Source organism: Streptomyces asoensis (assembly GCF_016860545.1).
In the GTDB taxonomy this organism is placed as follows: domain Bacteria; phylum Actinomycetota; class Actinomycetes; order Streptomycetales; family Streptomycetaceae; genus Streptomyces; species Streptomyces asoensis.
Window position 1 is genome coordinate 484759 of sequence record NZ_BNEB01000005.1, and the last position, 11260, is coordinate 496018.

At 71.7% G+C, this 11260-nt stretch carries 2 protein-coding genes; both read right to left on the bottom strand.

Going from position 1 to position 11260, the window contains the following annotated elements; genetic code table 11:
• A complete protein-coding gene (locus tag Saso_RS25385; RefSeq protein ID WP_413790184.1) occupies nucleotides 1-10938 on the bottom strand; it encodes a type I polyketide synthase in 10938 nt (3645 codons plus the stop codon).
• Nucleotides 10939-10991: 53 nt separating this feature from the next.
• The gene (locus Saso_RS25390) at nucleotides 10992-11180 is read right to left on the bottom strand and encodes a hypothetical protein (RefSeq protein ID WP_189928731.1); all 189 of its coding nucleotides are present in this window, start codon (nucleotides 11178-11180) and stop codon (nucleotides 10992-10994) included.
• Between the last annotated feature and the right edge of the window lie 80 nt (nucleotides 11181-11260).

Here is an 11260-nt window from a genome sequence, read left to right on the forward strand (position 1 = left end):
CTAGTTGCCGAACTCGGTGTCGATCAGGTCGAAGAGTTCGTCGTCCGAGGCCGCATCGAAGTCGAGTTCCTCTTCGGCGGGCGGGGTTCCGTTCGCCAGCGACCAGGAGGCCAGAAGACCCTGAAGCCGGGCTGTCACTTGGGCGCGGACCGAATCGTCGGCGGGCGTCGTGGCCAAGGCGGCATCGAGCCTGCTCAGTTCAGCCAGCAGCGGATGCGTTGCGACCACGGGTTGCGTGGTGGTCCCGAGTTCGCGGTGGAGGTGGCGGGCGAGGGAGAGCGGGTTGGGGTAGTCGAAGACGACGGTGGCGGCAAGCTTGAGGCCGGTGGCCCCACGAAGGCGATTACGCAACTCGACCGACGTCAGCGAATCGAACCCGGAATCCTTGAACGCCGTCTCCGCCCCCACCTTCGCCATCCCGGCATGGCCGAGGACCACCGCCACATGACCACGCACGAAATCGAGCAGCAACGCCTCCTGCTCCTGCGCTGAGAGCCCTGCGAGCCGGGCGGCAAGACCGCCACCGCTCTCCCCCACCCCCACCTGCCTGCCCCCCGCCCGAACCTGCCGCCGCCCGCCCTGCACCAGACCAGCCAGAAGTTCTGGCAGGCCGCGGCCGGCCGCGGCATCGGCACGCAGCCTCCGCAGATCCAGCTTGATCGGCACCACCAGAGCTGCGGAACCCCGCAAAGCCGCGTCGAACAGCGCCATTCCTTCGGCGGGGGTGAGCGGCAGAATGCCGCCGCGGCTCATGCGGGCCTGGTCGATCTCGCTGAGGCGGGCGGTCAGGCCGGTGCTCTGCTCCCACAGACCCCAGGCCATCGAGACACCAGGCAGGCCCGCCGCCCGCCGATGGGCCATGAGCGCGTCCAGGTAGGAGTTGGCAGCGGCGTAACTGCCCTGACCGGCGGAGCCGAGCAAGGCTGCGGCGGAGGAGAAGACGATGAACGAGGCCAACTGCGGGGCGAGCTCACGGGTCAGCTCGTCCAGGTGGCGGACGGCAGTGACCTTCGGGGCGAAGACGCCTTCGATCCGTTCCGGCGTCAGCGCGCCGATCACCCCGTCGTCCAAGACCCCGGCGAGATGGACGACACCGGTCAGCGGATGCTCGACAGGCACCGCCGCCAGAACGGCCGCCACCGCGTCCCGATCAGCGACATCACACGCGCAGACCGTCACCACCGCACCCGACTCACCCAGCTCGGCAACCAGCTCAGCCGCGCCCTCCGCATCGGAACCACGCCGACTGACCAGCAGCAGACGCCGCACACCGTGCCCGGCCACCAAGTGCCGGGCGACCATGGCACCCAGGGAACCCGTCCCGCCCGTGACCAGAACCGTCCCCTCAGAATCGAAGACCGCGGGGACGTCGGGGACGGCAGCTCCGGTCGTGTAGCGGACCAGACGCGGAGTGGACAGCGCCGCGCCCCGCATGGCGATCTGGGGCTCGCCGGTCGCGAGTGCAGCGGCCAGGACCGATCCCATGTCGACGCCACCGACGTCGAGACCGGAGCCGGCAGCGGTGTCGAGCAGGATGATCCGGTCGGGGTTCTCGCTCTGGGCGGCGCGGATCAGGCCCCAGACCGCGGCACCGGCCGGGTCGGTGACGTCGGCGTCGCCGCCCGCGGGCATCGCACCCCGGGTGATCACCACCAGCTTGCCGTTCTCGAAGGCCGGGGCCACCAGCCAGGCCTGGACCACTCCCAGCACCCTGACCGTCAGAGCGAGCACCTCGTCACCGCCGCCGGTCCCGTCCCCGTAAGCCTCCAGAACAACCACATCCGGAGCATCGACGGCCGCAGCAGCCACCTCCTCGGCACCGGCGAGCGCCACCCACGACGCCACCCGATCCGAACTCATGGCAGGCACGGGCAGTTCGGCCCATTCGACCCGGAACAGGGAACCGTCACCGCCCCCCGCACCGGCCGCCGCCCCCAACCGGTTTGCCGAGACCTCCCGGAACACGAGCGAGTCCATCGTCAGGACAGGCTCGCCGGTCTCGTCGGCTGCCTGCAACGACAGCACGTCCGGACCGGGAGACACCAGCCGCACCCGCAACGCCGAAGCACCCACCGCATGCAACGCCACGTCGTTCCACGAAAACGGCAGCACCGTCCGCGACCCACCCGATCCGGCAACAGCCTCATCCGGCCGGACAAGCTGCCGGGCGTGCATAGCTGCGTCGAACAGGGCGGGATGGATACCGAACCTCACCGCGGTCTCCCGCTGCTCCTCAGGCAGGACGACCTCCGCGAAAACCTCCTCACCCCGCCGCCACACCGCACGCAGCCCCCGAAACGCCGGACCGAACGCATAACCCCGACCACGCATCTCCTCATAGAGCCCACCGACATCGAGCGGCACCCGCTCCGCACCCACCGGCGGCCACACCGAAACATCAAAGCCGACCAAGCGCGCATCCCCAGCCAGGGCCGGCCTCAGCCGACCGGCGGCATGCCGGGTCCAAACGCCACTGTCGTGATCCCCGGCGGTGTCCTCGGACGCCGAATACACCGTGACCGCCCGAGCACCACTCTCGTCCAGACCACCGACCGCCACCTGAACCCGCACACCACCCGACTCCGGCACCACCAGCGGCGCCTCGATCACCAACTCCTCCACCACACCGCAACCGACCTCGTCACCCGCACGAACCACCAACTCCACCAGCCCCGTCCCCGGAACCAGCACCACCCCACTCACCGCGTGATCCGCCAACCAAGGATGCGCCCGCAAAGACAACCGAGACGTGCACAGGACACCACCGGTCTCCGGCACCGCCACCACCGCACCCAACAACGGATGATCAGCACCCGCCTGCCCCAGCGCAACAGCATCGACAACGGGAGCGGAACGCAGCCAGTAGTGCTCGTGATCGAAGGCGTACGTCGGAAGTTCGACGTGTGCAGCATCGGCAGGCAGCATTGCGGCCCAGTCCACCGGCACACCCCGGACAAAGAGCTCGGCCATCGAGGTGAACAGCCGGTGCAGACCGCCCTCGTCGCGGCGCAGCGTGCCACCGACCACGACACGCGACCGGACCGTGTCATCCGCCTCGTCCACGATCTCGTTGACCGGCTGGACCAGGACGGGATGGGCACTGGCCTCCACAAAGACGGTGTGACCACCGGCCAGAAGGTCTGCGACGGCGGGACCGAAACGGACCTGGCTCCGCAGGTTCCGGTACCAGTAACCACCGTCGAGGACATTCGACTCCCGCACCCACCCACCCGTCACGGTCGAGTAGAAGGGAATCAGCGGGGCCTGCGCACGGATGTCGGCGAAGGCCGTTGACAGTACATCCTCGATCGCCTCCACATGCCGGGTGTGCGAGGCGTAATCCACCGCCACCCGACGCACCCGCACACCATCCGCCCCAAGAACCTCCAGCGCTTCATCAAGCGCCTCGGCATCACCCGCGATCACCACCGACGTGGGACCGTTGACCGCCGCCACCTCAACTCGCCCGGCCCACCGCTCGATACGGCCGGCCACTTCAGCCTCGGACAGCGCCACCGACGCCATACCACCCCGGCCCGCCAAATCACCCGCGATGACCTGACTGCGAACCGCCACAATCCGAGCAGCGTCCTCCAACGACAACGCACCCGCCACACACGCCGCCGCGATCTCACCCTGCGAATGACCCACCACCGCATCCGGCACCACACCCACCGACGCCCACACCGCAGCCAAACCCACCATCACCGCAAAACTCGCCGGCTGCACCACATCCACCCGCTCCAACACATCAACCGGAGCATCCCCCCGCAGCACATCCATGAGCGACCAGTCCACCCACCGCTCCAACGCCGCCGCACACTCCCCCACCCGCTCCGCAAACACCCCCGACGAATCCAGCAGCTCACGCCCCATCCCCACCCACTGCGAACCCTGCCCAGGAAACACCACAACCGTCCGACCAGCGACCACAGACGACGACAACCCGCCTGCGACCACACCAGGATGGGAGTCACCCCGCCCCAGCGCCTCCAGACCCGCCACCGCCTCACCCCGCGAACCAGCCACCACCACCGCACGCTCGGACAACACCGCCCGCTGAGCGACCAACGCCGCAGCCACAGCATCCAGCGGCGCAGTCTCCGCCGTCTCGGACGTCTCCGTCTTGAGGAACGAGGTGAGGCGTGCGGCCTGTCCTGCCAGGGATGCCGTGGAGGCCGCGGACACGACGAGCGGAACCACTCCCGGGGTCGATGCGGCCGGCGCGGCGGGCTGCTCCTGCGGGGCCTGTTCCAGGATCAGGTGGGCGTTCGTGCCGCTGATGCCGAAACTGGAGACACCGGCGCGGCGGGGCCTGCCCTCCTCCGGCCAAGCGCGGGCTTCGGTGAGCAGTTCGACCGCGCCCGCCGTCCAGTCGACCTGGGGCGTCGGCTCCGTCACATTGAGCGTGGGCGGCATGATGCCGTGTCGGAGCGCCTGCACCATCTTGATCACGGCGGAGACACCGGCCGCGGCCTGTGTGTGGCCTACGTTGGACTTGAGCGAGCCCAGCCGGAGCGGGCGCTCCGGGTCGCGGTCCCGGCCGTACGTGGCGAGCAGGGCCTGTGCCTCGATGGGGTCGCCGAGCTCGGTACCGGTGCCGTGCGCCTCCACGACGTCGATGTCGGCCGCGGCGAGGCCACCGTTGGCGAGCGCCTTGCGGATGACCCGCTGCTGCGACGGACCGTTCGGCGCCGTCAGACCGTTCGAGGCGCCGTCCTGGTTCACGGCCGAACCTCGGACGACCGCGAGCACCCGGTGGCCGCGCCTGCGGGCCTCCGAGAGGCGTTCCAGGACGACGATGCCGACGCCCTCGGACAGGATGGTGCCGTCGGCACCGGCCGAGAACGCCTTGACCCGGCCGTCGGCGGCGAGACCGCGCTGGCGCGACATGCCGCGCAGGCCGATCGGTGAGCCCATGACGGCGACACCGCCTGCCAGGGCGAGCGAGCACTCTCCCTGCCGCAGTGCCTGGGCAGCGAGGTGGATGGCGACGAGGGACGAGGAGCAGGCCGTGTCGACGGTCACCGCGGGGCCCTCGAAGCCGAACACGTAGGACACCCTGCCGGAGGCCACGCTGCCGGCGGTGGCCGTCGTGACGAAGCCTTCGAGTTCGTCGGGCATGCTGCTGAGGGACTCGACGTAGTCGTGGATGGACACGCCCGAGAAGACACCGATGTTTTCCCCGCGTGCGGAGCGGGGGTCGATGCCGGATCGCTCCAGGGCCTCCCACGAGGTTTCGAGAAGGAGCCGCTGCTGGGGGTCCATCGCCAGCGCCTCGCGCGGCGAGATGCCGAAGAAGCCGGCGTCGAACTGGGCGGCGCTGTGCAGGAATCCGCCCTTGTGGACGTAGGCCGTGCCGGGCTTGTCGGGGTCGGCGTCGAACAGGCCGTCGAGGTCCCAGCCGCGGTCGTCCGGAAGGGCCACCATGCCGTCGCGGCCCTCGGCCACGAGACGCCAGAGGCCGTCGGGGTCCTCGACGCCGCCGGGGAGGCGGCAGGCCATGCCGACGATGGCGATGGGCTCGTCGGGCTCGGCGGCGGGGACGGTGGGGGTGGCGGCGGCGGTGGCACCGGCTGTGTCGTCGTCGAGTTCCTCGCGCAGGTAGCGGGCGAGTGCCACCGGCGTGGGGTAGTCGAAGATGAGGGTGGCGGGGAGCTTGACGCCGGTGGTGGCGCTGAGCCGGTTGCGGAGTTCGACCGCGGTGAGCGAGTCGAAGCCGATCTCGCTGAACCCTCGGGTGCCCTGGGCGAGTTCGGCGGCGTTGAAGCCGAGGACCGCGGTGGCTTCGGCCTGCACGATGCCGAGGAGGACGGCTTCCTGTTCGGCCTCGGGCAGTCCGGTGAGGCGCCGGAGCAGGTCACTGCCGTCGCCTGCGGCGGCGCGTGCGAGGCGGCGGCCACCGCTCACCAGGCCGCGCAGCAGGTGCGGGACGGTGCCCCCGGAGGCCGCGGCGGCACGCAAGGACCGCAGGTCGAGCTTGATCGGTACGAGCAGGGTGTGTCCGCCTCGCAGGCCGGTGTCGAGCAGGGCGAGGGCCTCGGCGGGCGGGAGGGGCAGGACACCGCCGCGGCTCATGCGCGCCTGGTCGATCTCGCTGAGGCGGGCGGTCAGGCCGGTGCTCTGCTCCCACAGACCCCAGGCCATCGAGACACCAGGCAGGCCCGCCGCCCGCCGATGGGCCATGAGCGCGTCCAGGTAGGAGTTGGCAGCGGCGTAACTGCCCTGACCGGCGGAGCCGAGCAAGGCTGCGGCGGAGGAGAAGACGATGAACGAGGCCAACTGCGGGGCGAGCTCACGGGTCAGCTCGTCCAGGTGGCGGACGGCGGTGACCTTCGGGGCGAAGACGCCTTCGATCCGTTCCGGCGTCAGCGCGCCGATCACCCCGTCGTCCAAGACCCCGGCGAGATGGACGACACCGGTCAGCGGATGCTCGACAGGCACCGCCGCCAGAACGGCCGCTACCGCGTCCCGATCGGCGACATCACACGCGCAGACCGTCACCACCGCACCCGACTCACCCAGCTCGGCAACCAGTTCAGCCGAGCCCTCCGCATCGGAACCACGCCGACTGACCAGCAGCAGACGCCGCACACCGTGCCCGGCCACCAGGTGCCGGGCGACCATGGCACCCAGGGAACCCGTCCCGCCCGTGACCAGGACGGTGCCCCCGGGGGCGAAGGCGTACGCACTCTCGGTCCTGGTCCTGGTCTCGGCGCCAGCGTCGGCGTCGGCAGCTCGCTCGGTCTCGACGGCGGCCGCGCGTACCAGACGCGGGGCGGACAGGGCCGTGCCGCGGACGGCGACCAGCGGCTCCCCGGTGGCCAGCACGGGCCCGAGGACCGGACCCGCTCCGGCGGACCCGGCGGGGTCGAGGTCGACGAGCACGATGCGATCGGGGTTCTCGGCCTGGGCGGCGCGGATCAGGCCCCAGACCGCGGCACCGGCCGGGTCCGTGACGTCGGCGTCACCGCCCGCGGGCACCGCGCCCCGGGTCACGACGACGAGAGGTACGGCGTCCAGGGCGGGTGCGGCGGCCAGCCATGCCTGGACCACGGCCACGACGCGGGTGGTGAGGCCGAGCGGATCCTCGCCGTCGCCGGTCGTCGCCGTGAGGACGGCGACCGGCGGCAGGGTCTCGCGGGCGGCGAGCGCCGTCACGTCGTCGACGCCGGCGAGAGACGCCCAGGAGGCGGGGGCGGCGGCGCCCTCGGGGGCGGGCAGGAGGGTCCACTCCACGCGGAACAGCGAGTCGCGGCTGTCCCGGCCGGCCGCGCCGGAGCCGAGCTGCTCGGCGGCGACCGGCAGGGACACCAGTGAGTCCATGGTCAGGACGAGGCCACCGGTCTCGTCGGCGGCCTGGAACGAGAGCGCGTCCGGGCCGCTCGGGGCGACTCGTACGCGCAGGGCGGAGGCGCCCTGGGCGTGCAGGACGAGACCGTTCCAGGCGAAGGGCAGCACTCTGCGGTCGTCGTCGGGGTTCGCGAAGGCGTTGGTGTGCAGAGCGGCGTCGAGCAGGGCCGGGTGGATGCCGAACCGGTCGGCGTTCTCGCGCTGCTCGGGCGGCAGGACGGCCTCGGCGAACAGTTCGTCGCCGCGCCGCCACACACCGCGCAGGCCCTGGAACGCCGGACCGTAGGCGTATCCGCGGGCGGCCAGATCCGAGTAGAAGCCGTCGACGGCGACGGGCTGCGCGCCGGCCGGGGGCCAGACGGCGAAGTCGCCGGCGGGCGTCGTGGCGTCGGCCCGGGCGGCTTGGGAGAGCAGGCCGGTGGCATGCCGGGTCCACTCTCCCTGTCCCGCCCCGTCGGAGGTCTCCTCGCGGAGGGAGTAGACATCCACGGTGCGCGAGCCGTTGGGGCCGGCGCCGCTGACGGCGACCTGGATCCGGACGCCGCCCTGCTCGGGCAGCACGAGCGGTGACTCGATGACGAGTTCGTCCAGGACGCCGCAGCCGAACTCGTCGCCGGCCCGGACCGCCAGATCGACGTAGATGGTCCCGGGTACGACGACCGCGCCTGCGATGGCGTGGTCCGCGAGCCACGGGTGGGTGCGCAGCGAGAGCCGGGAGGTGAGGACCAGACCGTCGGACTGCGGCAGCGGGACCACCGCGCCGAGCAGCGGGTGGTCGGTGCCGGTCAGGCCGAGCGAGGCCGCGTCGTCGGCGGTGCCGGTCAGCTGGATCCAGTAGTGCCGGTGGTCGAAGGCGTAGGTGGGGAGGTCGACGCGGTGGGCGTCGGTTCCGGCCGCGAGGACGCCGTTCCAGTCGACGTGGACGCCTCGGACGAAGAGCTCCGCCATCGAGGTGAACAGGCGGCGCGGGCCGCCGTCCTCACGGCGCAGGGAGCCGGTCACGACGGCGTCGGCCTCGGCGCGGACCACGATCTCGCTGATCGGCTGGACCAGGACGGGGTGGGCGCTGGACTCCACGAACACGGTGTGGCCACCGGCCAGGAGGTCGGCGATCGCGGGACCGAAGCGGACCTGGCGGCGCAGGTTGCGGTACCAGTAGCCGCCGTCGAGGACACCCGCCTCGCTGATCCACTCGCCGGTCACGGTGGAGAGGAACGGCACGGCGGGAGCCTGGCTGCGGATGTCGGCGAAGGCCTCGCTCAGGGTCTCCTGGACGGCTTCGACATGCCGGGTGTGCGAGGCGTAGTCGACCGCGATGCGGCGCACGCGTACGCCTTGGTCCTCCAGCACGTCGACGGCCTCGTCGAGGGCTTCGGCGTCGCCGGCGATCACCACGGACACCGGGCCGTTGACCGCCGCGACCTCGATCCGGCCGGCCCACCGCTCCAGCCGCTCGACGGCCTCTTCCTCGGACAGCGCCACCGACGCCATACCGCCACGGCCCGCCAGACTCGCGGCGATGACCTGACTGCGTACGGCCACGATGCGAGCAGCGTTCTCCAGGGACAGCGCGCCCGACACGCACGCGGCGGCGATCTCACCCTGCGAGTGACCGACCACGGCGTCCGGCACCACACCGACCGACGACCAGACGGCGGCCAGGCCGATCATCACAGCGAAGCTCGCAGGCTGTAGCACGTCCACGCGCTTCAGGAGTTCGGCCGGAGCATCCCCTCGCAGCACGTCCACCAGCGACCAGTCGACCCACCGCTCGAGCGCCGCCGCGCACTCGGCGATCCGCTCCGCGAACACCGGTGAGGAGTCGAGGAGTTCGCGGCCCATGCCGGTCCATTGCGAACCCTGCCCGGGAAAGACGAGCACGACCTTTCCGGCCCCGCCGGGCGTCGACGCGCTGCCGACGGCCACCGCGCGTGCGGCCTCGCCCCGCGCCAGCGCGCCCAGGCCCGCCAGGGCCTCCTCGGGCGAGTCGGCCACGACGACCGCGCGCTCGGCGAGCGTCGCCCGGCCGGTGGCCAGCGCGGTCGCCACGTCGGCGAGCGCGGCCGTGCCGGCGACGCCGGCGGTCTCGACGAACGACAGCAGACGCTCTGCCTGGCCGGTGAGCGAGGCGGCCGTGGCCGCCGACAGCACCAGCGGCACCACGCCGTCGACCGCTGGAGCCGGAGAGGGGCCGGCGGCGGTTTCCGCGGCGGGCTCTTCCGGCGCCTGCTCCAGGATCAGGTGGGCGTTCGTACCGCTGGCGCCGAACGACGACGCACCGGCCCGGCGCGGCCGCCCCACCTCCGGCCACGGGCGGGCCTCCGTCAGCAGCTCCACCGAGCCCGCCGTCCAGTCCACCTGCGAGGTGGGGGCGTCGACGTGCCGGGTGGCGGGCATGACGCCGTGCCGCAGCGCCTGCACCATGTTGATCACTGCGGCCACACCGGAGGCGGCCTGGGTGTGGCCGATCACCGACTTGACCGAGCCGAGCCACAGCGGCCGGTCCTCCGACCGGTCCTGGCCGTACGTGGCGATCAGGGCCTGTGCCTCGATCGGGTCGCCGAGAACGGTGCCGGTGCCGTGGCCCTCGACCATGTCGATGTCGGCCGTGGTGAGGTCGGCGCTCTCCAGCGCCTTGCGGATGACGCGCTGCTGCGCGGGTCCGTTGGGCGCCGTCAGGCCGTTGGAAGCGCCGTCCTGGTTGAGGGCGGAGCCGCGGATCACCGCGAGGACCCGGTGTCCGTTGCGGCGTGCCTCCGACAGCCGCTCGAGCAGGATCACGCCTGCGCCTTCGGCCCAGCTGGAACCGTCCGCGCAGGCCGCGTACGACTTGCAGCGGCCGTCGAAGGCCAGGCCGCGCTGCCGGGCGAAGCCGACGAACCCGCCGGGGGTCGCCATCACGGTGGCGCCGCCGGCCAGGGCCATGGAGCACTCGCCTCGCCGCAGTGCCTGGGCGGCCAGGTGGATGGCGACCATCGAGGAGGAACACATGGTGTCGACGGTGACGGCAGGCCCTTCGAGGCCGAGTGTGTAGGCGACCCGTCCCGAGGCGACACCGCCCGCGGTGCCCAGGGCGCGCTCCAGGCTGAGGAAGCCTTCGAGGCCGCTGAGGTCGGGCGCATAGTCCTGGTGGACCATGCCGGCGAACACGCCGATGTCAGCGCCGCGTACGGAGTGCGGGTCGATGCCGGCTCGTTCGAGGGCCTCCCAGGAGACCTCGAGGAGCTGCCGCTGCTGAGGGTCCATCGCGAGCGCCTCGCGCGGCGATATCCCGAAGAACGCGGCGTCGAACTGACCGGCGTCGTGCAGGAACGCGCCCTCGCGGACGTACGTCGTGCCGGGGTTGTCCGGGTCGGGGTGGTAGAGGCCCTCCAGATCCCAGCCGCGGTCCTCGGGGAAGGTGGTGTAGACGTCGGTGCCGTCGGTCACCACCCGCCACAGGTCCTCGGGGGTGCGTATGCCGCCCGCGTACCGACAGGCCATCGAGACGATCGCGATGGGTTCGGCCGAGGACTCGGAGAGACGCTGGTTCTCCTGCTGGAGCCGCGTGTTCTCCTTGAGCGAGGCACGCAGTGCGTTGACGATCTGCTCGTCCGGTGCCGTCATCTCGGCAGGTCCTCCGTCTTAGTCGCTGTCGGTCAACCAAATGTCGGCAAGTCGGTGGATCGGTCGGTGTCGTCTCCCGGGACGCGCTGCACGAGGTCGGCGACGTCCATCACGTCGATCAGGTCGGCGTCGTCCGCGGCGACGGGCATCACCGGGTCCGGCACGGGAGTCGTCACCCCGGGCGCGGAGCCGTCCTCGGGACCGACGGGGCCGAGCGGCATGTCGAGAAGGCCGGCCTCCCGGAACCGGACGAGCGGGACCTGATCAGAGCGCAGGGGCCCTACGATCCGCGAATATCGAG

Bases quoted from the DNA above. Each gene is read 5' to 3' on its own strand.
- Saso_RS25390 (WP_189928731.1), bottom strand. From the start codon at position 11,180: ATGCCGCTCGGCCCCGTCGGTCCCGAGGACGGCTCCGCGCCCGGGGTG.